22 protein-coding genes are annotated in these 23,052 nt (G+C 47.4%); 16 read left to right on the top strand and 6 right to left on the bottom strand.

All coding sequences use genetic code 11. The annotated features are described in order from the left end of the window. Positions 1-19: 19 nt before the first annotated feature. From H6F51_22135 to H6F51_22115, 5 genes are all read left to right on the top strand, one after another. On the top strand, positions 20-988 hold the full coding sequence (locus H6F51_22135; protein ID MBD1825170.1) for a glycosyltransferase: 969 nt from the start codon (positions 20-22) through the stop codon (positions 986-988). Further along, positions 985-2,874 (top strand): glycosyltransferase, encoded by a 1,890-nt coding sequence (locus tag H6F51_22130; GenBank protein MBD1825169.1) that lies wholly within the window; start codon positions 985-987, stop codon positions 2,872-2,874. Before H6F51_22135 ends, H6F51_22130 begins: the two co-directional genes overlap by 4 nt. Before the next feature lie 156 nt (positions 2,875-3,030). Next, positions 3,031-3,756: an SDR family oxidoreductase gene (locus H6F51_22125; GenBank protein ID MBD1825168.1), complete on the top strand. Its 726-nt coding sequence runs from the start codon at positions 3,031-3,033 to the stop codon at positions 3,754-3,756. A 39-nt stretch (positions 3,757-3,795) separates the two neighbouring features. Beyond that, entirely contained in the window at positions 3,796-4,560 is a 765-nt protein-coding gene (locus tag H6F51_22120) for a pentapeptide repeat-containing protein (protein ID MBD1825167.1), read from the top strand. Positions 4,561-4,595: 35 nt separating this feature from the next. Beyond that, positions 4,596-5,276 (top strand): 2-C-methyl-D-erythritol 4-phosphate cytidylyltransferase, encoded by a 681-nt coding sequence (locus tag H6F51_22115; protein MBD1825166.1) that lies wholly within the window; start codon positions 4,596-4,598, stop codon positions 5,274-5,276. Here the strand turns inward: H6F51_22115 and H6F51_22110 are convergent. Next, positions 5,273-5,842 (bottom strand): Uma2 family endonuclease, encoded by a 570-nt coding sequence (locus tag H6F51_22110; GenBank protein MBD1825165.1) that lies wholly within the window; start codon positions 5,840-5,842, stop codon positions 5,273-5,275. The two genes, H6F51_22115 and H6F51_22110, sit on opposite strands and share 4 nt — an antisense overlap. Before the next feature lie 123 nt (positions 5,843-5,965). Here H6F51_22110 and H6F51_22105 point away from each other — a divergent pair, with 123 nt between their 5' ends. The 6 genes from H6F51_22105 (at position 5,966) to larB (ending at position 13,047) form a co-directional block, all read left to right on the top strand. Beyond that, complete coding sequence (locus H6F51_22105) at positions 5,966-7,741, top strand: autotransporter domain-containing protein (GenBank protein ID MBD1825164.1); 1,776 nt, start codon at positions 5,966-5,968, stop codon at positions 7,739-7,741. A gap of 306 nt (positions 7,742-8,047) precedes the next feature. Then, positions 8,048-9,832, top strand: coding sequence for an ABC transporter substrate-binding protein (locus H6F51_22100; protein MBD1825163.1), 1,785 nt, complete (start codon positions 8,048-8,050; stop codon positions 9,830-9,832). 6 nt (positions 9,833-9,838) lie between these two features. Then, positions 9,839-10,078 (top strand): DUF2281 domain-containing protein, encoded by a 240-nt coding sequence (locus tag H6F51_22095; GenBank protein MBD1825162.1) that lies wholly within the window; start codon positions 9,839-9,841, stop codon positions 10,076-10,078. After that, complete coding sequence (locus H6F51_22090) at positions 10,065-10,454, top strand: PIN domain-containing protein (GenBank protein MBD1825161.1); 390 nt, start codon at positions 10,065-10,067, stop codon at positions 10,452-10,454. Before H6F51_22095 ends, H6F51_22090 begins: the two co-directional genes overlap by 14 nt. Positions 10,455-10,483: 29 nt before the next feature. Continuing rightward, positions 10,484-12,256: an ABC transporter substrate-binding protein gene (locus tag H6F51_22085; GenBank protein ID MBD1825160.1), complete on the top strand. Its 1,773-nt coding sequence runs from the start codon at positions 10,484-10,486 to the stop codon at positions 12,254-12,256. Positions 12,257-12,273: 17 nt separating this feature from the next. Next, positions 12,274-13,047, top strand: a complete 774-nt coding sequence (larB, locus tag H6F51_22080; GenBank protein MBD1825159.1) for a nickel pincer cofactor biosynthesis protein LarB — start codon at positions 12,274-12,276, stop codon at positions 13,045-13,047. On the opposite strand, the gene H6F51_22075 is transcribed toward larB, so the two are convergent. The 3 genes from H6F51_22075 to H6F51_22065 all read right to left on the bottom strand — a co-directional run bounded on the left by H6F51_22075 (position 13,039) and on the right by H6F51_22065 (position 15,410). Further along, a complete protein-coding gene (locus H6F51_22075; protein MBD1825158.1) occupies positions 13,039-13,818 on the bottom strand; it encodes an Rpn family recombination-promoting nuclease/putative transposase in 780 nt (259 codons plus the stop codon). The genes larB and H6F51_22075 overlap by 9 nt on opposite strands. A gap of 101 nt (positions 13,819-13,919) precedes the next feature. Continuing rightward, the gene (locus H6F51_22070) at positions 13,920-14,225 is read right to left on the bottom strand and encodes a hypothetical protein (GenBank protein ID MBD1825157.1); all 306 of its coding nucleotides are present in this window, start codon (positions 14,223-14,225) and stop codon (positions 13,920-13,922) included. Positions 14,226-14,240: 15 nt separating this feature from the next. Beyond that, entirely contained in the window at positions 14,241-15,410 is a 1,170-nt protein-coding gene (locus H6F51_22065; GenBank protein ID MBD1825156.1) for a cysteine desulfurase, read from the bottom strand. Between the two features lie 95 nt (positions 15,411-15,505). Between H6F51_22065 and H6F51_22060 the strand changes: the two genes are divergently transcribed. The 4 genes from H6F51_22060 (at position 15,506) to H6F51_22045 (ending at position 21,633) form a co-directional block, all read left to right on the top strand. Continuing rightward, positions 15,506-17,080, top strand: coding sequence for a helix-hairpin-helix domain-containing protein (locus H6F51_22060; GenBank protein MBD1825155.1), 1,575 nt, complete (start codon positions 15,506-15,508; stop codon positions 17,078-17,080). 395 nt (positions 17,081-17,475) lie between these two features. Beyond that, a complete protein-coding gene (locus H6F51_22055; GenBank protein MBD1825154.1) occupies positions 17,476-18,591 on the top strand; it encodes a 4Fe-4S ferredoxin in 1,116 nt (371 codons plus the stop codon). 167 nt (positions 18,592-18,758) lie between these two features. Continuing rightward, the gene (locus H6F51_22050; GenBank protein ID MBD1825153.1) at positions 18,759-20,495 is read left to right on the top strand and encodes an AAA family ATPase; all 1,737 of its coding nucleotides are present in this window, start codon (positions 18,759-18,761) and stop codon (positions 20,493-20,495) included. Positions 20,496-20,547: 52 nt separating this feature from the next. Continuing rightward, on the top strand, positions 20,548-21,633 hold the full coding sequence (locus H6F51_22045; protein ID MBD1825152.1) for a histidinol-phosphate transaminase: 1,086 nt from the start codon (positions 20,548-20,550) through the stop codon (positions 21,631-21,633). Positions 21,634-21,693: 60 nt separating this feature from the next. On the opposite strand, the gene H6F51_22040 is transcribed toward H6F51_22045, so the two are convergent. Then, the gene (locus tag H6F51_22040) at positions 21,694-21,834 is read right to left on the bottom strand and encodes a hypothetical protein (GenBank protein MBD1825151.1); all 141 of its coding nucleotides are present in this window, start codon (positions 21,832-21,834) and stop codon (positions 21,694-21,696) included. A 184-nt stretch (positions 21,835-22,018) separates the two neighbouring features. Between H6F51_22040 and H6F51_22035 the strand changes: the two genes are divergently transcribed. Beyond that, a complete protein-coding gene (locus tag H6F51_22035) occupies positions 22,019-22,936 on the top strand; it encodes an SGNH/GDSL hydrolase family protein (GenBank protein MBD1825150.1) in 918 nt (305 codons plus the stop codon). Between the two features lie 9 nt (positions 22,937-22,945). On the opposite strand, the gene H6F51_22030 is transcribed toward H6F51_22035, so the two are convergent. Continuing rightward, positions 22,946-23,052: IS1 family transposase (locus H6F51_22030; protein MBD1825149.1), on the bottom strand; the 107-nt coding region annotated here is incomplete at its 5' end.

The following is a 23,052-nucleotide window of genomic DNA, read 5'->3' as shown; positions in this document are numbered from 1 at the left end:
CTTATTCGGAATTTTAGTTATGAAACCTCTTCGGATTCTTACTTGGCACGTCCATGGGAGCTATTTGTATTACCTTGTCCAGTCGCCGCATCAATTCTTTCTGCCTGTGAAACCTGGGTTTCCAGAAGGATACGGCGGTAAGTTAGGTGGATTTGTTTGGGGTGACAATGTGCATAATGTTCCGGCTGAAGAAGTACGGAACTTGGAGTTCGATTGCATCTTGTTCCAATCACGCAAAAACTATCTCGAAGATCAGTACGAGATTCTGTCGGAGCAACAGCGCTCCTTGCCTCGGCTCTATCTGGAACATGATCCACCCCGCGAACATCCAACAGATACACCGCATGTTGTGAATGATCCAAATGTCCTATTAGTTCATGTGACGCACTTTAATGATCTGATGTGGAACAGTGGTGTGACACCGACCTGTGTGATTGAACACGGTGTTATGGTTCCTGAAAATGTGCGCTATCAAGGGCAGATCGATCGCGGCATTGTCGTAGTGAACGGATTGCAAGCAAGGGGACGAAGACTCGGAGCTGATATTTTTGAACGAGTGCGATCGCAAGTGCCGTTAGATTTAGTCGGCATGCAGGCGGAAAAGCTCGGTGGACGGGGCGAGATTCCGCATCAACAGTTAGCTGAGTTCACGTCACACTATCGATTCTTTTTCAATCCGATTCGCTACACCAGTTTGGGCTTGTCGGTCTGCGAAGCCATGATGATCGGAATGCCAATCATTGGACTTGCGACCACAGAAATGGCAACGGTGATTGAAAACGGAGTGTCTGGTTATGTGGATACGAATGTCGATCGCTTAATCGAGGTGATGCAGCAGTTGCAGAAATCACCCGAAGAAGCTCAGCGATTGAGTCAGGGGGCGCGGAAAGTTGCCGAAGAGCGATTCAATATCGAGCGGTTTAAGCGCGATTGGAATCGGGCATTTGCACAAGTTGTCGATCGTAAACCTACTATGACCCTCGTATGAAACGGATTGCATTAATTAGTGAACACGCTTCGCCGTTTGGGATTCTGGGCGGTGTGGATAGTGGCGGACAAAATGTGTATGTCGGACAGTTGGCGAAGCATTTAGCCAAGCGCGGTTATCAGGTGGATATTTTCACGAGGCGCGATCGGGCGTTGTTGCCGGAGATTGCCAACTGGAGCGAGGGAGTGCGTTTAATTCATGTTCCCGCAGGTGATCCGGTTGAGATTCGCAAGGAAGATCTATTGCCGCATATGCAGGAATTCACAGCGTACATGCTGCGTTTTTGTCAGCATACGCACTATGATCTCGTTCATGCTAACTTCTGGATGTCTGGGCTGGTTGCCGCAGAGTTGAAGCGAGTGTTGCAGATTCCGTTTATGATTACGTTTCATGCGTTGGGGCGGGTGCGGCGATTTCATCAAGGCGGAAACGATGAGTTCCCGGATGAGCGGTTTGAAATTGAGGATCGATTGGTGCAGGAAGCCGATCGCATTGTTGCCGAATGTCCTCAAGATGAAACGGATTTGATTGAACTCTATAATGCTGATCCGCGCAAAATTACGATCGTGCCTTGTGGCTTTGATTCATCTGAGTTTTGGTGTTTAGATAAAGCATTGGCGAGAGTTGCTTTAGGGTGGAATCCTGACGATCGCATTGTTTTGCAACTCGGTCGCATGGTTCCGCGTAAAGGGGTTGATACCGCAATTCGGGGATTTGCAAAGTTCTCTGAGAAGGCTCCTGCACAGTTGATCATTGTGGGAGGTGAACTGAATGATAGTGATCCGCGCATTGCGAAAGAGGTCGATCGACTGAATGCAATTGCAACAGAGCTAGGAGTCGTCGATCGTGTGCATTTCGTCGGTCGCAAAGGGCGGGAAGTGTTGCGGTACTACTACAGTGCAGCAGATGTGTTTATTACAACGCCTTGGTACGAACCTTTCGGAATTACACCGCTTGAAGCAATGGCTTGCGGAACTCCAGTAATTGGTTCGAATGTCGGTGGGGTGAAATTCTCGGTTGCAGATGGTGAAACAGGCTATCTTGTGCCACCGAATCAGCCCGATGCGATCGCCGATCGTCTGTCTCATTTGTATGCTCATCCAAGTTTAATGGAAAAGCTCAGCCGCCAAGCAATTCGGCGCGCCAATCATCTGTTTACTTGGCAAAGTGTGGCAGACTCGATGGCGAATTTATATCAGTCTGTGCTGATTGATCAGTCAACTGTGTTAGATTCTGCGGCAGTGATCGATCGGGGATTCAATTCAGTGATTGCAGCCATTCAAGCAGCCCACTCCTGCTTGCAAACTGAAATTACTCAAGCGGCAACCTTGATCACAAATTGCTTTCTTCAAGATGGCAAAGTGTTAATCTGTGGCAATGGCGGTAGCGCTTCAGATGCTCAACACTGTGCAGCAGAATTTGTCGGACGATTCAAGATTCCAAATCGGCGGGCGCTGCCTGCGATCGCGCTGTCTGCTGATAGTGCATTGTTGACCGCTTGGGCAAATGATGTGGGGTACGATCAGGTGTTTTCTCGTCAGATTGAGGCATTTGCACAACCGAATGATTTAGTCATTGGAATTAGCACGAGCGGTCGATCGAAAAACATTCTTGCCGCGTTTGAAACCGCACAACGCTTAGGAATTCCGAGCATTGGAATTTTAGGCGGCGATGGAGGACATGCTCGATCGCTCTGTGACTTATCGATCGTGGTTCCTGCGGCTGATTCACAGCACATTCAGGAAGTGCAAATCGTCGTGATTCACTTACTTTGCGAATTAGTTGAAGCATGGGTAGTGAATCACGAACAGAAACCGAAGCGACAACGATTAAGATTACAGAATCGTAAACAAGCTTCGGGACTTCCGTTAACGGTAAATTATTAGGACTGCGATATGCCTAAAATTTCGCCCTCACCCTAAACCCTCTCCCTAGGGGAGAGGAGACAAGAATTCTAGCTCCCTTCTCCCTCAGGGAGAAGGGTTGGGGATGAGGGCAACACCGTTAACGCAAAGAACAAACAATTGATATAGGAGAAAACAATGAGTGATTTAACTGGAAAAGTAGCTCTCGTGACAGGTGGCGCACAAGGATTAGGCGAAGCAATTTGTCGAGTTCTGGCTGCTTCTGGTGTTACTGTCATCGTCGCAGATATTCGAGAAGATCTCGCTGAGAAAGTTGTCTCCGAAATTAGCTCAGAAGGTGGAAAAGCGGCAGCCTTGCGCTTAGATGTTACCGATGAGAATCAAATTCTCTCCAGCATTGACAAAGTGATTGCAGAATATGATCACTTAGATATTCTGATTAACAATGCGGGAATTGATGTTACGGTGTCGATCGAAGAACTCGATGTCAAAGACTGGGATCGGGTTCTTGCGGTGAACCTCCGCGCACCCTTCATTCTGTCGAAAGCGGTGATTACGCACATGAAGCAGCGCAAGTCTGGACATATCGTCAACATTGCTTCGACTGCATCAAAGCGCACATGGGCGAATGCAACTGCGTATCATGCCAGTAAGTGGGGCTTAGTTGGGTTTAGTCATGCGCTGCACGTTGAAGCCCGTCCAGAGCGGGTCAAAGTTACGGCTGTGATTGCAGGCGGAATGCAGACTCCATTTATTCTCGATCGCTTCCCCGATACGCCGCTTGACAAGCTCCAAGACCCCAAAAACGTTGCGGATACCATTCGCTACATTCTCACCCAACCACCGGAAACTGTGATTCCAGAAGTGATGGTAATCCCGATGCAAGAATCGTCTTGGCCTTAATCTAATATTAGAAAGGCACTTCTAACTCTGTTGAACCTTATGCAGAAGATTTCGATCGCGCTTCTCACGCTCACAGGAGTTTTAATCTCCGCGTCTGCCCAAGCTCAAAACTCACAGCAGCTTCAACAGTTGCAATCGACTAAAGAGTGTCGTGGGTGCGATTTGACCAACGTGAATTTGGCAAATACCGATCTGAGCAATGCACGCTTGATCAATTCTTCGCTGTTCGGCAGTAATTTCAGCGGTGCTAACCTGACTGGAGCAAACCTTAGTGGAATTCAGGCAGGTGAATTAGTCGTGAATGCACGATCGAGCGATCGGCGAACGAGCAACTTTACTGGAGCAGATTTCACCAACGCTGATGTCAGTCGGGCTTCGCTCAATCGTGCGATTCTCGATCGTGCGAATTTCACCAATGCTTACTTACTAAACACTGATTTCGGTTCGGCGCGGCTCACGGGTGCAAATTTTCAAGGTGCGACGCTTGGGTCTTCATTTTTTGGGGGTGCAGACTTAAATGGCGCAAATCTAAGCAATCAGCAGCTTGTCAGTGTGTACCTGAGAAATGCCAGATTAGACAATGCTCAGCTTGCAGGCGCACAGTTCAGTTTCTCTGATTTGACCAATGCTGTATTGAAAAATGCGGATTTGCGGGGAGCAACTTTCGTTAGCACTTCGATCAGCAATGTCGATTTCACAGGCGCGCAGCTTGATCCGGCGATCGTGCCGCAACTGTGCCAGCTTGCGAATGGAACAAACACGATTACCAATGTCTCAACTCGTCAAAGTCTCGGCTGTCGCTGATAGACTATGAACTCGGAGTGTTATTGGAATGAATCGTGTATTTATTAATTCCTGCGGCGGGTTCCGGACGAAGAATGGGCAGTGAGCGCAATAAACTGCTGCTCGAACTACTGGGAAAGCCTTTAATTGCTTGGACATTGCTTGCCGCAGAAGCCTCACAAACAATCAAATGGATCGGCATCATCGGGCAATCGATCGATTGGGAAGACTTCAAATCGATCGTTGAGTCGCTGAATCTGACGAAGCCTGTTCAGTTTATTCAAGGGGGTGCAACTCGCCAAGAGTCGGTCTACAACGGACTTCAAGCACTCCCGATTGGAGCTGAATCCGTTTTGATTCACGACGGCGCACGCTGTTTAGCCACGCCAGAACTGTTCGATCGTTGCTCTGAAGCATTGCAATCTTGTGATGGATTAATTGCTGCAATTCCGGTCAAAGATACGATTAAAGTTGTGGATGCAACCGGGGCGATTGAAAGTACACCGGATCGATCGCGGCTTTGGGCTGCCCAAACTCCTCAAGGATTCTCAGTTTCACTGCTGAAAAAGTGCCATGAACAAGGGCGGCAGAAGGGCTGGGAAGTGACGGATGATGCGGCACTATTTGAACAATGTGGATTGTTGGTGCGGATTGTGGAAGGTGAAGAAACGAATTTGAAAGTCACAACGCCTGTGGATTTGGCGATCGCAGAATTCATTTTGCGACAGCGTTCTTAAGCCGAAAAAATTTGTGCTGGCGTTAGGTTGAGCATTGGGAAAGTTGAGGAAGAAATGACTTGATCGCCTTGAAACGCTCCGATTTCTTGATAGGCTCCTGCTTCTAATTGCAGCACCGTGACACTCTGAGTTTGAGGATCAACAATCCAATATTCAGGAATCCCTCGATCTTCGTACTGTTCACGCTTGTTGGTGTAGTCCCGCGATCGATTGGTTTCCCCCGGACTGACAATTTCCACCACCAGCAGGGGAGGAGCCATTGATAAAAGGATCGTATTGCGGCGTTTTAACTGCTCGATGTGTTCTTCGCGAAGCACCGTCAGATCAGGAAAGCGGTTCTGGGGTTCACCACGGACTTGTAGCTCTAGTCCATGTCCTCGAATCCTACGGTAGTCAATGAATGGAACAAGCTGTAAGAGTAGAAAGGTGGCTATTTGAAAATTTAGTCCTGATTCCGGTGGCAATGCGACTAGCTCCCCATTCCATAACTCGTAAAGCTGATCTGTCCCGTCATCATAGGACAAATATTCTTCAAAACTCGAAAACTTGACTTTTGCTTGAGTCATGAGATTGTCCTCGATCGCTCTCTTCATTCTGACGTGATTTTCAAACAGTAATTACTAATCACAAAATTTAAGCTTCTCTGTTCTACACTCTAGGGTAAGTGTGATGAAGCATCAGAAAGTATTATGAAATGCAAGATTTTTACACTTTCGTTGGCGATCGCGGTTTCCTTACTACCTGTTCGCGTCTCGGCTCAAGCGATTGAAGGATTTACAGTTTTTGGAGATAGCCTTTCAGATAATGGCAATGCGTTCAGAGCCACAAACGGATTATTTCCGCCAAGTCCACCTTATTTCAACGGTCGGTTGAGTAATGGGCCTGTTTGGATTGAAAGCCTTGCTGAAACACTCAACCTAACAACCACAACCACGAATTTTGCATTCGGTGGAGCTTCGAGCGGAACGATAAACACCACGGTTCCATTTTTACCCGGCGTGACGACTCAGGTGAATGGCTTTTTGCAGAATTCACCGAGTATTAGCCCAGATCGTGTGTTTGTCGTTTGGGCAGGCGCAAATGATTATCTTGGTGGTCGTGTTACTGATCCTGCAATTCCACTGGGAAATATTTCTAACATTCTGCAACGCCTGACGGCAGCAGGCACAAGAACTTTGATCGTGCCAAATCTGCCGGATTTAGGCAGAACTCCGGGAGCGAGGACTCCAGAGCGACGTGCGGGACTCACCCAACTGTCGATCGCGCACAATCAAGGCTTAAGAACCTCATTACAAGCCTTAGCGCAAAGTCAGCCAGATGTGAATATCATTCCGCTTGATATTGGCGCATTACTCAATGAAGTGTTCAATGATCCGGCTCGATTTGGCTTTACCAACGTGACTCAGCCCTGTATTCTATCGGGCGCAAATTGCGATCAGTTTCTATTTTGGGATGATATTCATCCAACAACCGCCGCGCATCGAATTGTTTCAGAGTATGCGCTGGACATCTTGACGGCTCCGCAAACGATCGTGCCTCAAGCCGAGATTGCGCTGGGTGTGGCGCGTCGTCCCACTCGCGATCTGGATGGTCGATTATTGACGCTGCGAAATCCAACTCAAAATCCAACTCAAAGACTGGGTGTATTTGTGAACGGAGATTTTAACTTTGGGAGTCAGGATGCAAACGATCGCAGTACAGGGTTTGATTTTGATACCAAAGGCGTTACAGTCGGAGCAGATTATCGCGTCACAGATGACCTAGCACTGGGATTAGCATTCAATTATGCAAGCAGCAATAGTGACTTAAACAACAATCGTGGCAGAGTTGAGATTGATAGTTATTCGCTATCTGCCTATGGAAGTTATGAGCGCGATCGCTTCTATGCAGATGCAGTGATTAACTATGGCTGGAATGACTTTGAAATCGATCGGAAAATTAATGCGACAGGTTTCCGCTCTGCAACTGCAAAGACTAACGGTAATCAATTCTCGGTTCGTTTGAACACAGGGTATAACTTTGGAAGAGATCAGCTCTCTGTCGGGCCGATGATTGGTGTTCGATATACCAGAGTTAACATTGATGGCTACACAGAGCGAAACGGCAGTATTCTGAATTTGAATGTGGCTGATCAAACAGCAGATTCTGTCATTTTGAATGTTGGAGCGCAGCTTTCGTATGATTTCCGTTCTCCTGCTGCAACGGTAACGCCGTTTATTGCGGCAAACTATGAGCATGAATTTTCCAACGGAAGTCGCGAAATTGTCACCGAGCTTGTCGGTCAACCCGGAATCCCTAATCGCACCAGAACGGGTGAACCCGATCGAGATTTTATTCGCTTGAGCGCAGGAGTCCAAACCCAGTTTGCGAATAATTTGTCGATCGGAGTTGGATACGAAACAATTTTAGGCAAGCGGGATGTCAGCGATCATTTTGTTCAAGCCCGAATTCGCTATCAGTTTTGACATCCGGGATGGGCTGACGTTCTGCGGTGAAGAGTCCACAATTCTTAGCGATTCTTATACCGAATTAAACATAGAATGCGACAGATCATACTCAAAGTCACCCAGAATGGGGGATTTAGGGGGCGAGAGTCTGTCGCATCCACAAATCAATCTGGTATTAGCGATCGCACGTTTCTACTCCAAATTGGGATAGAGCATTGCTGCCAGATTGATATTCAGGTTGATAATCTCCCAGAAATCTCCCAGAAATCGCGCAAAAGGTGTAGAAAGGATAGAATCACTCTCTGAAAGATGCGCGATCGACGTATGAAATTTTCCGCTCCGACAGGTTTCTGGCGATTCTGGACATTCGCAATGGCGGCGTTCTGCCTTGTGTTGACTGTCACGGCTTGCAATCCTCAAGGATATAAGACACAAGCAGCGCGAGTTCCACAAATGGTCGATAGCATTCTGAGCGATCCCAAGTCGTTCAACTATGCGCTGATTAACGAAGATCCAAACGTTGCGGGTCTGATGTATGTCGGATTAGTGACCGAAAATGCTTTAACCGACAAGCTGGAGCCAGAATTAGCCGAGAAATGGGAGCTTTCCCCGGATAAAAAGAAAGTGACCTTTACGCTGCGAGAGGGCTTGAAGTGGTCGGATGGCGCACCTTTAACGGCGGATGATGTCGTGTTTACGTTTCGCGATATTTTCTTGAATCCCAAAGTTCCGACTGATATTCAAGATGTGCTACGGATTGGTAAAGAGCGGCAATTGCCCACCGTGCGGAAGATCGACGATCGCAGAGTCGAATTCACGACCCCAGAACCGTTTGCTCCATTTCTACGGGTGACGGGTGGACTCGGAATTTTGCCAAAACACATCTTAGCGGAAACGATCGCGAAAACGGGCAGAGACGGCAATCCGTTGTTTCTCTCGACTTGGGGAACGGATACCGATCCGAAAAAGATTGTTACGAACGGTCAGTATACGATCGATCAATATGTCGCCACTCAGCGAATCATCTTTAAGCGCAATCCTTACTACTGGCGCAAAGATGCTCAAGGCAATCAACAACCGTATATTGAGCGGATTGTTTGGAGCGTGGTCGAAAACCAGAATACCGAGCTTTTACAGTTTCGATCGGGTGGGTTAGATATCTCTGAACCGATTCGGGCAGAAGATTATCCAATTCTGAAAAAAGAGGAAAAGCGCGGTAGCTTTACAGCTTACATTGGTGGCACTCGACCGATTACCACGTTTATGGCGTTTAACCTGAATCAAGGACGCAGAAACGGTCGTCCTGTGGTTGATCCGGTGAAGTCGAAGTGGTTTAACAATCCGAAGTTTCGGCAGGCAATCGCGTATGGTATCGATCGCGAGCGCATGAACACCAACATCTATCGCGGTTTGGGTGTGTTAATCAATTCTCAAATTCTAGAAACGAGTCCATACTATCTCAAACCCGAAGAAGGATTAAAATCTTACAACTTTGATCAAACGAAATCGAAGCAACTGCTAAAAGAAGCCGGATTCAAACTCAATTCTCGCGGTCAATTGACTGATGCAGAAGGAAATGCGGTGCGATTTACCTTGATTACGAATGCTGGAAATACGGTTCGAGAAGCAATGGTGGCTCAGATTAAGCAGGATTTGAGTCAGTTAGGAATTCAGGTTGATATCAATCCGATTAACTTTGGAGTGTTAATCGATAAGCTGGATAACACTCAAGACTGGGAAGCGTATTTGCTGGCAATGGGTGGCAGTAAAGAGCCAAACAGTGGGGCGAATGTGTGGTTGCCGGATAGTCGATCGCATAGTTTTAATCAGTCTGCGTCTCCTGGAAAACCCCCGCTCGAAGGTCGGGTTGTGGCAGATTGGGAAGCAGAAATCGGACGGCTCTACATTGAAGGCGCAAGAGAGTTAGACGAAGCGAAGCGTAAACAGATTTACGGTCAGATCCAGAAAATTTCTCAGGAGTATTTGCCTTGGATTCCGTTGGTGAATGCAAGAGTGATGGCAGTGGTTCGCAACAGCATTGAGGGTGTACAGTATCCTGAGAGCGGCGGCGCATTGTGGAATCTCCACGAACTTAGAGTTGAGGATTAATGGATGATGAAAGTGGCAGATAAGATTTACGAATTGGTGAAGACGCTGCCAGAGGAGCAAGCCAGCCAGGTGCTTATGTTTGTTGAGTCTTTGCAGCAAGCTACTAGAGTACAAGTAGAGGGTCAAACAGTGGCGCGACAGTCAGAAACACCTCTTTCTGATTTCGTCGGAATTCTGAAAGACTCACCCAACTTTAATCAAGATCCAGTAGCACTACAAAGAAAGCTGCGCGATGAGTGGAATTAGATTTCTTCTAGATACTAATTACATCATCGGTTTGGTAAAGCAGCAAGCAGCAGTGACCCAGGAAATAATCGATCGTGCGATCGTGGTTCAGGCTTGCGCTTATAGTGCTATCACGCGAATTGAACTGCTCGGATTTCCAGATATCACACCGCAAGAGGTGGAAGGGATTGAGCGCATCTTAGCTCCAATGTACTATGCTGCACTAACTAGAGAGATAGAAGATTGTACGATCGTTGTTCGCCGTCAATATTGCTTAAAAACACCGGATGCCATTATTGCTGCAACCGCCAAATGCCTCAAGCTAGAACTGCTCACGCTCGATCAGCAATTAATTAAACGAATGCAGGAAATCGAAGTGAGTGATCTTGAAGGATGAGAAATATGTCATTTCAATTTATTCGATCGATGCGTTGGAGCGTTGTTTTAATCCTTGCGATCGCTTCACTCTTTCTATCTGGCTGTAGCCCATGGAATTATCGAACTGAAGCTGCACAAGTTCCACAATTAGTATTAGTTAGTCCAACTGATCCTAAAACGTTTAACTATGCAAATAACCAAACATTTCCAAGTGTCTTTCCGTTTATTTACGAAGGATTAACGAGAGAGAATGGTGTTACTGGAAGCTATGAGCCTGCATTAGCAGAATCGTGGAAATTTTCACCTGATAATAAACGAATCGTTTTTACGCTTCGCCCGAATCTGAAATGGTCAGATGGAACCCCTTTAACATCAGATGACGTTATTTTTACTTATGAGGATATTGTTTTCAATCCGAAAATTCCAACCGACCAAAAGGAAACTATTCAGATTGGAACGCAGAAGGTTTTTCCAAAGGTTCGCAAAATTAACGATCGACAAGTCGAATTCATTTTGCCCGAGCCATTCGCTCCGTTGCTTGCTGCGACTGCCGCTCCAGAGGGCGTGATGATTCTCCCAAAACATGCACTTGCTGAAGCGGTTAAAAATAAGCTGCCTGACGGAAATTCAGCCTTTATTTCAACTTGGGGAACGGATACTGATCCGAAGAACATTATTACCAATGGTGCCTATGTAATTGATAGCTACAGCGCGGGTCAAAGATTAGTTTTAAAGCGAAACCCGTATTATTGGCGCAAAGATCAGAGCGGAAAACAATTGCCTTATATCGGTCGAATCATTTGGCAGTTTATTGAGAATCAAGATACCCAATTGCTGAGATTTCGCTCCGGCGATTTAGATGTGATGGGAGATACTAGACCGCTTCGACCGGAGTATTTCTCATTGCTGAAGCGAGAAGACAAACGTGGAAACTTCCAAGTTCTAAACGGCGGGCCTTGGTCGGGAGTATTGTATCTAACGTTCAATCTCAGTAAAGCAAAAGATCAAAATGGAAAGCCGTTCGTTGATCCGATTAAATCGAAATGGTTTAATACACTAGAATTTCGGCAAGCGGTGGCATACGCGATCGACAGAGACCGCATCAATACAAACCTATTTCGAGGACTAGGAGTTGTACAAAACTCTCCGATTTCTGTGCAAAGTCCTTTCTCGCTTAAAGAAGGCTTAAGGGTTTATAACTATAATCCACAAAAATCGAGGGAGCTACTGAAAAAGGCGGGATTTAAGTATAACGATCGCGGACAGTTGTTTGACTCCGAAGGGAATCGTGTTCGGTTTACCTTGATGACTAATGCGAACAATCTGACGCGAGTTGCGATCGGCGCTCAAGTTCGACAAGACCTATCAAAAATTGGAATTGAAGTTGATTACAATCCGATTAATTTTAATGTTTTGATCGATCGAATCAATGGATCGCGAGAGTGGGATGCTCACATGATTGGTTTTACGGGTGGCATCGAACCACAGGGACTTGCTAATCTCTGGATGACCAGTGGTGGATCGCATTCGTTTAATTTGACCCAACAGCCAGGGCAACCCAAGATGCAAGGGTATGTGGCAAATGATTGGGAGAAAGAGATCGATCGCTTATTCATTGAAGGAGCGCGAGAACTCGACCCAGAAAAACGTAAAAAAATCTACGGTGAATTCCAAAAATTAGTGCAAGAGCAACTTCCGGTGATTCATCTGGTGAATGATTCTGCACTCATGGCAGTGCGAAATCGAGTGCAAGGATTGAAATACTCTGGTTTACCGAGTTGGGGACTGTGGAATATTCAAGAACTTAGAATTAAAGAGTAAACTATGTCTCCTTAACAATGAGTCAACCCGAAGCGCTCAAAGCCTTACTTGATGAAGTTTCTCAAGGCAAAATTAGTTCAGCCGATGCTCTCAATAAGCTGAAGTATCTGTCGTATGAGCCTGTCGGTGGATTCGCCAATATTGATCATCATCGATCGCTTAGAACCGGATTTCCTGAAGTAATTTGGAGTCCCGGCAAAACACCCGAACAGATTGCCCAGATCATGGAATCCCTGCGCGGTAACGCTTCGGTTGTGATGGCAACTCGCATGGAAGCGGAAGTCTATGCTTGGGTCAAAGAAATGGTTCCTGATGCAATTTACTACCCGATGGCTCGAATCTGTGCGTTAAATTCAGTTCAAGCCCCAACGCATCTAGGCACGATCGGCATTCTTTCGGCAGGTACGGCTGACTTACCTGTTGCCGAAGAAGCAGCAATTACGGCTGAACTGTGTGGTTTTCGAGTGCAACGCCTTTGGGATGTGGGAGTTGCAGGTATTCACCGTTTACTCAGCAATGTTCAGGTATTGTCTGAAGCGGATGTGTTGATTGTTGTTGCGGGAATGGAAGGAGCGTTGCCGAGCGTGGTCGCGGGATTGTCGGACTGTGCGATCGTTGCGGTTCCCACCAGCATTGGTTACGGTGCAAGCTTTAACGGATTGTCGGCATTGTTAACGATGCTGAATTCTTGTGCAACTGGAATTGGAGTTGTCAACATTGACAATGGTTTTGGTGCAGCAATGTTAGCAGGTCAGATTTTGAGAACGGCGGCAAAGCTGAAATCAAGATGAAGCCGATTCGTTAAGTTGCTGTTGAAGCTGTTGAACTTGTTCGATCGTCAATCCTGTGGCGCGAACGATCGTAGCAACTAAAACCCCCTCTCTTAGCAAGTTGAGCGCGATTTCTCGTTGTTTTCTCTCCTCTCCTTTTGTTTCACCTTCTGCCAAGATCGAACGGTATACAGATGATTCTTGCATGATATCCCTCCGCAAAATTCGATAAATGATCTCATCTTCTAATCTTATCCCAGCCAAAATTGCTGAAGCTGCTGATAAATTTGCTCGAATTGTTGGATCTGTGATTCCGCCAATTACCTGAGAAGCTTGGCGCAATGCCATTTCTGAATCTGTTCGACCAAGAGCCGCAAACGGAATTAGTCCGGGATATTGCAAAAATAAATCCGTTGGTTGCTCCCACAAACAAATCACATCAAATTCATGTTGAGTCCGTTGCATGACAAAGCGAGTTTGCCGAACAAGCTCTGATCCAGTGGGCTGGAGATAAATCACGACTTGCTGCATCGCTTTGTCTGGATACTTCCGGTAAACTCGCACTCGGTAATCCAGCATTCGGAAGGGAATGTCTTTATCGGGGCGGGTCTGAAACTCTAGATGCAAAACAGTGTCGTCGGACTGAAGCAGAATCAAAGCATCTGCTCGAATGGGATCAAGCGAAAGTTCAGAGGGTTTGAGTTCGGTCAGGTTAACAGACCTTCCAAGCGGCCAACTGGCAAAGTCGGTGGAGAACTGTTCAGCAAGAAATCGGCAGGTGTCATCGTACATGAAAAGATTGTACTCTCGAACATCTTGAGCTTAGAAAAGCTCTAAATTTGATTAAGGATACTCAGCAATACAATTGAATTTTTCATCATAAATTTCAAATTTTACTTCGTACCCGACCAGCGTAGTGGGTTTGATACTGTTTGAAGTACGCTTAAAACTTCATCTCGATCGCCTGCTACTGATCCATTGAATAACCAAGAGTCTCCTTGTGTTGCTTTTCGAGCTTCAAACTCAAACGCTTCGGTATTGATGTGAAGTATTTCACTACCATCAAACTGGCTTTTGTAGATGTACACTTGTGCTTCTGTTAGCCCTAAACGACTTCGCAATACCTCCGCAACTTTTTCTATGGCAGTGTTTAAGAAAAGAAACCCATATACATTGTAAGGAGAGGGTAATTCTCTCATTTCTCTAGAAGGATCTCAAACGCATTCACAAGGCTGTTTTTGCGGTTGCAGTCGCGCCAGAATTTGCTTCAGCACGATCGCACTCCAATCAATATCTTCCTCAGTCGTATATCGTCCCAACGTTAAGCGGATTCCCGATTTTGCCGCATGATCGCTATATCCCATTGCTAACAAAATCGGACTTGGCTTCAAAGTGCCACTACTACAAGCAGCCCCCGCACTAATTCCAATGCCTGCTAAATTCATCTGACGGACTAAGACTTTTCCATTCAAGGTTTCGCCATCTGCATTGGGCAAACAAAAACTGACATGATGCGGCAAGCGATGAATGCGATCGCCTGTCGTCACTAATTCAGGAACATCCGCAAGCTGATCGAACAAACGATCGCGCAATCGAATCAATCGCGGCGTTTCGGTTGGCAATTCTTGAGCGCTTAACTCGGCGGCAGTTCCAAAACTCGCGATCGCAGGTAAAGCTTGAGTGCCCGATCGTAACTTTCCTTCCTGCCCACCGCCCCCTAGGATCGGAACCAATTCCACACCCGGACGAACATACAACGCTCCGGCTCCCTGAGAACCATACAGCTTATGGCTTGAAAGGGATAATAAATCGATCGGTAACTGTTGCACATCAAGCGGCAATCTTCCTGCGACTTGAACCGCATCGGTGTGAAAGATTGCGCCATGATTCCGCACGATTTGACCAAGTTGCGCGATCGGCTGAACGGTTCCGACCTCGCTTTGACCATAGATGATCGAGACTAATACCGTATTTGCTCGCAATGCTGCCTGCAAATCAGCCGGATTTACCTGTCCCAACACATTCACCGGCAAGCGCGTAATTTCCCAGCCCCACTGCTCTAGAAGTCGAGCAGGTTCGGAGATTGCCGAATGTTCGACGCTCGAAATGATCATGTGTTGGGGGGTGCTGTACTGATGCGCGATTCCCATCACGGCAAGATTATTTGACTCTGTACCGCCAGAGGTGAAGACGATCGATTCCGCAGGTGCATTAATCAGCATCGCAATCTGCATCCGCGATCGCTCCAAAATCGTAGCGGCGCGGTTTCCCCAGGTGTGCAAACTCGACGGATTGCCCCATTGTTCTGCTAAGACTTGCTGCATTTGTGCGATCGCTTCGGGTCGCGTGGGAGTCGTTGCACTGTAATCAAGGTAGATTTGCATGAGCGGTGTTGACAAGAGAAGAATGGGTACGCTACGGATGCTGTAGAACTGCTGCTTTAACAGTAGCAAGCTCATCTTGCGGGGCAATCTAGCTTATGGGTAGACTCAATCACCTTCTTCAGTTTAGTCTCTGTGTGGCACTGTTTACAGGTTGTCAAGTTGCGTCTTCCGTGAGCGATCGTCCAAAGCCGCTCCCGCAAGACCCGAATATTCAAGTTTTTACCAATCATGATCCGTCGTCTGAATACACCGAGCCATACCGGAAAATTACGCGATCGGGCAACAATCTAGAACAAGTTTTGATTGACGCGATCGCGACTGCAACCTCAAGTATTGATATTGCGGTGCAAGAATTTCGATTGCCGAATGTAGCGAAAGCCTTGCGCGATCGTGCTGCATCTGGGGTAAAAGTTCGAGTCATTTTGGAGCATGAGTATGCTCGTCCCTACAGCGCGTACACGACTGCGGAAGTTGAGAAGCTACCAGAGCGCGAGAAAGCAAGATATCAAGAATCACGATCGCTGATTGACGAGAACAACAATGGACAATTGAGTGAAGCTGAGATTCGAGAGCGTGATGCTTTAGTTGTTCTAGACACTGCGAAGATTGCTCGAATGGATGATCGTGCTGATGGTAGTCGCGGGAGTGGGCTGATGCACCATAAGTTTATGGTTGTAGATGGTAAGACGACGATCGCCACTTCAGCTAATTGGACAATGTCCGATGTTCACGGCGATCTGTCCCGCCCGAGCAGTCGCGGTAACGCAAACACGCTTTTGAAAATTAACAGTCCTGAACTTGCACAAGCATTTACTCAAGAGTTTGAATTGATGTGGCGCGGTCGTAAGTTTGGCGTGAAAAAGCCTGTTCGACCTGTGCAACAGTTCAATATTGGTGAAACGCAGATTGATTTACACTTTTCACCGCATTCTAATAAAGTTCCCTGGGAACAGACCTCGAATGGCTTAATTGCAAAGACGCTGGAACAATCAACCCAGTCGATCGATCTCGCTTTATTTGTGTTCTCGGATCAAGATTTGGTCAACGCGATCGAACCTCGTCATAGTCAGGGCGTATCTATTCGGGCATTGATTGATCCTGGCTTTATCTATCGATCCTATAGCGAAGGCTTAGATATGCTAGGTGTTGCTTTAAGTGATGATTGCAAGTGGGAAGTAAACAATCGCCCTTGGCAAAATCCGATTAAAACAGTAGGTATCCCACAACTACCGCCTGGTGATTTATTGCATCATAAGTTTGGTGTTGTCGATCGCCACACTGTTATCACAGGTTCACATAATTGGACAATTGCTGCCAATCGAAACAATGATGAAACCTTACTAATCATTCGTAGTCCAATTGTTGCAGCGCATTTCCAGCGAGAGTTTGATCGACTTTATGCCAACCCAATTTTAGGAGTTCCGCCTGCAATTCAGCGCAAAGCTGAGGCTCAACAAAAACAATGCCCTCCTCCCACAGCTAGAAGCGATGGCAAAGTTAATCTAAACACTGCAACACAAGCTGAACTAGAAGCATTACCAGGTGTTGGTTCTGCATTAGCAAAACGGATGATTCAAGCAAGACCGCTTCACTCAGTCGAAGATCTCGATCGAATTCCCGGTGTTGGTAAAAAGCTGGTGGAGCAATTGCGCGATCGTGTGGTTTTTTGAATGCATCAGTACTAGCATGGATAGAATTTTTCCCGATCGGGCAAAGATCGATCGGGCCTGCAAATCTATGTTTGAAATTCAGAAATTGAAATGCGAAATTGAGTAACACAATTCCTGCACTCGATATCGTAAGTGCAAAACTCAATGATCTAATTCGTTTACTCAATAAAGAAATTCTGAAACGAAATGACAATATCTACTTTCTTAAAATGCAATTCGTTTATCAAATTACGTAATACCAAAATTAAGAAACACAATTCTGAAACTCGATACTGCAATTTTGAAACAAGATGACAGAATTCATTGACTAGATGTTGGATTTTGCTCGTTGCGTCGCCCCGCCTACAAAAAAAAATTGCCAAAAATCCCCCTCGTCGCATTAGCATGAAAGAGTGATGGATTTTTATTCGCCCCGACGATCGCTACAACAAGGTCACTGGTTCAAACTCATTTGCGGAGCCAGTTTCCAACATCTCCCTGCCATTCGCACCCTTGCACTTGTGTATGCGCTTGCCGGGGCAGATTGTATTGATGTCGCTGCTGATCCAGCGATCGTCTCCACCGCACGAGAAGCGTTAGCCGTTGCTAATCAATTTGCCGAGGAAGCCCGCGATCGTGGCTATCGTCCCTCAATTCCTTGGCTGATGGTGAGCCTCAACGATGGCGAAGACCCGCACTTTCGCAAAGCAGAATTTGATCCAGCCGTTTGTCCGCCCGATTGCTCAAGACCCTGTGAATCGATTTGTCCCGCTCAAGCGATCGTGCATTCTGGCGTGATCGACGATCGGTGTTACGGTTGCGGTCGCTGCATTCCGATTTGCCCGATCGGACAAATCACCACGCGGTCGTATGTCTACACACCCGAAGCAATTTCGCTGATGTTGCTTGATGCCGGAATTGACGCGATCGAGATTCATACGCAAGTGGGACGATTCGAGGACTTTCAGAGGCTTTGGAGCGCGATCGCACCCTGGGTCGATCGGCTCAAACTCATTGCGATTAGCTGTCCGGACGGAGACGGCTTAATCGAATATCTTTGGTCAATTTACAACTTGATCCGTCCGCTTCCTAGCGAATTGCTCTGGCAAACCGACGGCAGACCAATGAGTGGAGATATCGGCGATGGAGCAACCCGTGCTTGTGTGAAATTGGGCGAAAAAGTTCTCACCGCAGGTATACCCGGTCATATACAGCTAGCAGGAGGAACGAACCCGTACACTGTCCCTAAGTTAGAAGCATTGGGAATGTTGCACAATAGAGATAGAACATTCGTTTCGAGGTGCGTTTCTGGAATTGCTTACGGTAGTTACGCTCGGCGCTTACTTTTACCTGTCCTTAATCAGCTAGAAGCAATGGAGATGATACCCTTGAGCCGTCAATCGATCGTGTCGCAGAATGCAAGCCATTGTGCGATTGAAACCGTTCCTGAACTTCTGTGGCAAGCCGTTGATCTTGCCGCCTCGCTAGTGACTCAAATCAAATCTCCCGATCGTATCCGGCAAGTGATTTGACAGACATCAGCAGGAACCAAAACCTCCTACCCTAATCACAAGACAGTTTTTCCTGTCTTTTCCTCCCAGACTCAGAACACATGGCAGAATACAGCTCAGTTCCTTCCGCTCAACCCGATTCTCAGTTTTCCTCTGACCGTGAACTGACCGCTACAGACAAAAACCGGATGCAAATTACTGACGATTTAACGAAACTTCTAGATATCCTGCCGACGCATTTACGCGATCGCTTAATGCAGCACCCCGAACGCGATCGCTTAGTCGAAGTCGTGATGGACTTAGGACGCTTCCCCGAAGCTCGTTTCCCTGGCAGGGCTGAATATTTGTCCGATACGCCAATCACAAAAGCAGATTTGGCAGAAAGCACGAAAAAAGTCGGAGATTTTGGCGGCGATAACCGTGCTGGGATTGAGAAAACGCTGCACCGGATTAGCGCGATTCGTAACCGTCGCGGTGAAGTGATTGGGTTAACTTGCCGCGTGGGTCGAGCGATTTTTGGCACGATCGGGATGATTCGCGATTTGGTCGAAAGTGGTCGATCGATTCTGATGCTCGGTCGTCCGGGTGTAGGTAAGACTACGGCACTGCGGGAAATTGCGCGGGTGCTGGCAGACGAACTCGATAAGCGCGTGGTCATCATCGATACGTCAAACGAAATTGCTGGAGATGGTGATGTCCCCCATCCGGCGATCGGTCGCGCTCGTCGAATGCAAGTGGCTCGTCCGGAACTGCAACATCAGGTGATGATCGAAGCGGTGGAAAACCATATGCCCGAAGTCATCGTGATCGATGAAATCGGCACTGAATTGGAAGCACTGGCAGCCCGAACGATCGCAGAGCGCGGTGTGCAACTTGTGGGAACGGCTCACGGTAACAAGCTGGAAAACCTGATTAAGAATCCCACGCTGTCGGATCTAGTTGGGGGGATTCAATCGGTAACGCTGGGTGACGAAGAAGCCCGCAGACGCGGCACACAAAAGAGTGTGCTTGAACGGAAAGCCCCGCCGACTTTTGATATTGCTGTCGAAATGATGGAGCGGCAAAAGTGGGTGGTGCATGAGGAAGTGTCGGATACGATCGATATCCTCCTACGCGGCAGACAGCCGAATCCGCAAACCCGCACGACCGACGAAGACGGCAATGTGACGATTACGCACGAAACGCCGTCTGCACCCGAACCCCGGAGTCGTCCGCAAGCGGTTCCCGAAATCGGTAACTACTTTTCAGGGCAAGCGCGGGGCTGGCGATCGTCGGGACGGATGAAAGCGGTGGCAAGTCCGACGAATGTGCGATCGTTGACTCCAGAGCAGCAATCGTTTGAGCGGATGCTGGATGAGTCCTTGGGACGGAGCTTTGATCCCGTTGAGCCCACATCGTTTCCAGGGCCAAACGGTGAGGAATTGCCGTTGCACATCTATCCCTATGGCGTAAGTCGGCAGCAACTCGACCAAGTGATTCAAACGCTGAATTTGCCTGTGCTGCTGACGAAGGACATGGATGGAGCCGATGCGGTGTTGGCGTTGCGATCGCACGTCAAAAACCATGCGAAGCTGCGCCATCTCGCTAAAACGCGCCAAATTCCGATTCACACCGTCAAATCAAACAGTGTGCCGCAGATTGCGATCGCGCTGCGACGATTGCTGAATATGGATGATTCGGGTGTACCCGGCGAAGCAGAGTTAAGCTTGATTGTGCGGGGCGACAACGAGGATGAAATCGAAGCGCTCGAAGAAGCACGGCTCGCCGTCGAGCAGATTGTGATTCCGAAGGGTCAGCCTGTGGAATTGCTGCCGCGATCGGCGACGGTGCGAAAGATGCAGCATGAATTAGTCGAGCATTACCGCTTGAAGTCGCGGAGTTTTGGTGAGGAACCGAATCGCCGCTTGCGGATTTATCCCGCTTAGAACTGGGAGTTTGGTAGACTCAATATCTGCCAAACTTCTAGTTTTCTTGATCATGCTTGAGTTCATTCGCTCGGATCTGGCTCAATTTGCGGCATACAACACGCAGCACACGGACAATTCACATCTTGATCGCCCTGATCGCTTAGACGTGAACGAAAATCCGTATGATCTGCCCGAAGAACTCAAGCAAAAACTTGCCTGGAGTTGGCAAACTGAGATCGAATCAAATCGATATCCCGATGGCGGATATTTGTCGCTGAAAGACGCGATCGCCCAATATGTCAACGAAACGGCACATTCAGAATTTACAAACACAAATATTTCAGTGGGAAACGGCTCGGATGAATTAATTCGATCGTTGCTGATGGCAACCTGTTTGAATGGAGAAGGCTCGATTCTGGTTGCGAATCCCACGTTCTCGATGTACGGAATTTTGGCGAGAACGTTAGGAATTCCGACTATTAGTGTCGATCGGTCTGAGCAAAGTTTCGAGATCGATTTGACTGCTGCACAAAGCGCGATTGCCACTCATCCGATCCGCGTGGTTTTTGTCGTGCATCCTAATTCACCGACTGGAAACGCTCTCACAGAGTCAGAAATTCAATGGTTACGAAGCTTGCCGCAAAACATCTTGGTGGTGATCGACGAAGCGTATTTCGAGTTTAGTCAAACCACTTTAGCCGGAGAACTACCGCAGCATCCAAACTGGGTCGTCTTGCGAACCTTCTCTAAGGCATTTCGGTTAGCGGCGCATCGAGTTGGATATGCGATCGCGCATCCTGAACTAATCGAAGCGCTAGAAAAAATGCGGCTCCCGTTCAACTTACCAAGTTTTTCGATCGCAGCCGCCCGCTTTGCCGTCTCCGAACGCTATTCCCTTTTAGCAGTCGTCACAGAATTGTTAAATGAACGCTCAAAGCTACAACAGCAATTAAAACAACTTCCAAATCTACAAACCTGGGATAGTGCAGCGAATTTCATTTATGCACGATCGCCCCAACACCTAGCCGAACTGTGCGATCGCTTAAGGCAGCAAGGCACGATTATTCGGCATACAGGCGGCGGCTTGCGAATCACGATCGGGACTCCTGCCGAAAACCAGCGAACGTTCGATCGACTGGCTGCGCTTCTGGGGTAAAGGTACCAAAAAAGAGCCTACAAGCTGTAAGCTCTCTAATCTTTGAGTAAACCAATTTCTCTAACCTAGTAAATACGCAGATTTAAGTGCCCACAAAATCAGCACTGCAATGCTTCCCAAAAGCAAAGTTGCAGAAACGCCAACCACGATCGGACTATCTGCACCGTCAAATTTCATAATGCCGCGATTCAGATCTGACATAGCTCAACACTCCAACATGACAACTCGGTGACTAACTCAAGGCTATTCAAGAAATTGCGTTGTTCCTTCTTTCTCAAGCATTATTTTATCTTCTCATTCTCATAAGTCCAAGTAATGAGCAGGATTTCTGCATCAATCTCTCTAAGAGCAGCCAAGATAGTAAGGCAAATTACACAGACCCCGGATGAATTGGATCGTCCTAGCGATCGCTCTGATCACGATCGCGCTCATTCTTCTTGAGCTCGCCCTTAGAACTTTGTTTGGCTTCGGTGAGCCACCGCTTTACATTCCAGATGCGGAAATCGGCTATCTGCTTGCTCCCAATCAATCGGTGCGGCGATTTGGCAACCGGATCGAAATCAATTCATATTCAATGCGATCGCACCCCTTTGCCCCAAAACCCTCCACTGGCACAAAGCGCATTTTGATGCTGGGCGATTCGATTATTAACGGGGGATGGTGGACAGATCAAAACGACCTGATTTCAGAGTTGATGATGCGATCGTCAGATCACCCGATCGAAGTCCTCAACGCCTCAGCGAATTCTTGGTCGCCTCGGAATGAACTCGCCTATCTCAAACGCTTTGGAACGTTTAATGCTGATGTAATTGTGTTAGTCATTAATACCGATGACTTATTTGGAACACCGCCGACAGCGCTCGGAGTCGGGCGCGATCGCAATTACCCGGATCGAAAACCAATGAGCGCGATCGTTGAGGTGATCGATCGCTATCTTCTACCCGCACCGAAATTACCGGATGAATTGAAAAAAATTCAGGCGGAACCGGGCGATCGAGTCGGCATTAATCTAGACGCGATTCGACAAATTCGAGATCTTGCGATGCAAAACAAAGCGAAATTTGTTTTAGTCATGACCCCACTATTACGAGAGCTAACGCCACCTGGATCACGCGATTACGAAATCACCGCACGCCAACGATTAACAGAAATGACGCAATTAGAGCAAATTCAGTACCTTGATTTTCTCACTATTTTTCAAGGCGAATCGACTAGCCCACAAGAACTCTACCGGGATTCTATCCACCTCAGCTTACGTGGGAATCAACTGCTGAGCTATTGGATTTGTGGCATTGCTGAATGAGAAGATGAATTAGACTGGAATGGGCACATCTCGAAATTTGAGGTAGTGCAGTAACAAGCGAATCGAATGACTGAGCATCTCCACTGACTTCGAGTAGCACAAGGTCTTACGATGCA

This window comes from Cyanobacteria bacterium FACHB-DQ100, assembly GCA_014695195.1.
In the GTDB taxonomy this organism is placed as follows: Bacteria; Cyanobacteriota; Cyanobacteriia; order Leptolyngbyales; family Leptolyngbyaceae; genus Leptolyngbya.
The sequence above is the reverse complement of the archived record's forward strand: the minus strand, read 5'-3'. Positions and strand labels throughout refer to the sequence as shown.

What these genes read in the sequence shown, in the direction of transcription:
- H6F51_22075 (MBD1825158.1), bottom strand. Translation starts at nt 13,818, where the DNA reads ATGTACGATGACACCTGCCGATTTCTTGCTGAACAGTTCTCCACCGAC.
- H6F51_22050 (MBD1825153.1), top strand. Translation starts at nt 18,759, where the DNA reads ATGCAAATTACTGACGATTTAACGAAACTTCTAGATATCCTGCCGACG.
- H6F51_22065 (MBD1825156.1), bottom strand. Translation starts at nt 15,410, where the DNA reads ATGCAAATCTACCTTGATTACAGTGCAACGACTCCCACGCGACCCGAA.
- H6F51_22040 (MBD1825151.1), bottom strand. Translation starts at nt 21,834, where the DNA reads ATGTCAGATCTGAATCGCGGCATTATGAAATTTGACGGTGCAGATAGT.
- H6F51_22120 (MBD1825167.1), top strand. Translation starts at nt 3,796, where the DNA reads ATGCAGAAGATTTCGATCGCGCTTCTCACGCTCACAGGAGTTTTAATC.
- H6F51_22035 (MBD1825150.1), top strand. Translation starts at nt 22,019, where the DNA reads ATGAATTGGATCGTCCTAGCGATCGCTCTGATCACGATCGCGCTCATT.
- H6F51_22095 (MBD1825162.1), top strand. Translation starts at nt 9,839, where the DNA reads ATGAAAGTGGCAGATAAGATTTACGAATTGGTGAAGACGCTGCCAGAG.
- H6F51_22085 (MBD1825160.1), top strand. Translation starts at nt 10,484, where the DNA reads ATGCGTTGGAGCGTTGTTTTAATCCTTGCGATCGCTTCACTCTTTCTA.
- H6F51_22135 (MBD1825170.1), top strand. Translation starts at nt 20, where the DNA reads ATGAAACCTCTTCGGATTCTTACTTGGCACGTCCATGGGAGCTATTTG.
- H6F51_22055 (MBD1825154.1), top strand. Translation starts at nt 17,476, where the DNA reads ATGGATTTTTATTCGCCCCGACGATCGCTACAACAAGGTCACTGGTTC.
- H6F51_22070 (MBD1825157.1), bottom strand. Translation starts at nt 14,225, where the DNA reads ATGAGAGAATTACCCTCTCCTTACAATGTATATGGGTTTCTTTTCTTA.
- H6F51_22105 (MBD1825164.1), top strand. Translation starts at nt 5,966, where the DNA reads ATGAAATGCAAGATTTTTACACTTTCGTTGGCGATCGCGGTTTCCTTA.
- H6F51_22100 (MBD1825163.1), top strand. Translation starts at nt 8,048, where the DNA reads ATGAAATTTTCCGCTCCGACAGGTTTCTGGCGATTCTGGACATTCGCA.
- H6F51_22045 (MBD1825152.1), top strand. Translation starts at nt 20,548, where the DNA reads ATGCTTGAGTTCATTCGCTCGGATCTGGCTCAATTTGCGGCATACAAC.
- H6F51_22125 (MBD1825168.1), top strand. Translation starts at nt 3,031, where the DNA reads ATGAGTGATTTAACTGGAAAAGTAGCTCTCGTGACAGGTGGCGCACAA.
- H6F51_22090 (MBD1825161.1), top strand. Translation starts at nt 10,065, where the DNA reads ATGAGTGGAATTAGATTTCTTCTAGATACTAATTACATCATCGGTTTG.
- H6F51_22060 (MBD1825155.1), top strand. Translation starts at nt 15,506, where the DNA reads ATGGGTAGACTCAATCACCTTCTTCAGTTTAGTCTCTGTGTGGCACTG.
- H6F51_22130 (MBD1825169.1), top strand. Translation starts at nt 985, where the DNA reads ATGAAACGGATTGCATTAATTAGTGAACACGCTTCGCCGTTTGGGATT.
- larB (MBD1825159.1), top strand. Translation starts at nt 12,274, where the DNA reads ATGAGTCAACCCGAAGCGCTCAAAGCCTTACTTGATGAAGTTTCTCAA.
- H6F51_22110 (MBD1825165.1), bottom strand. Translation starts at nt 5,842, where the DNA reads ATGACTCAAGCAAAAGTCAAGTTTTCGAGTTTTGAAGAATATTTGTCC.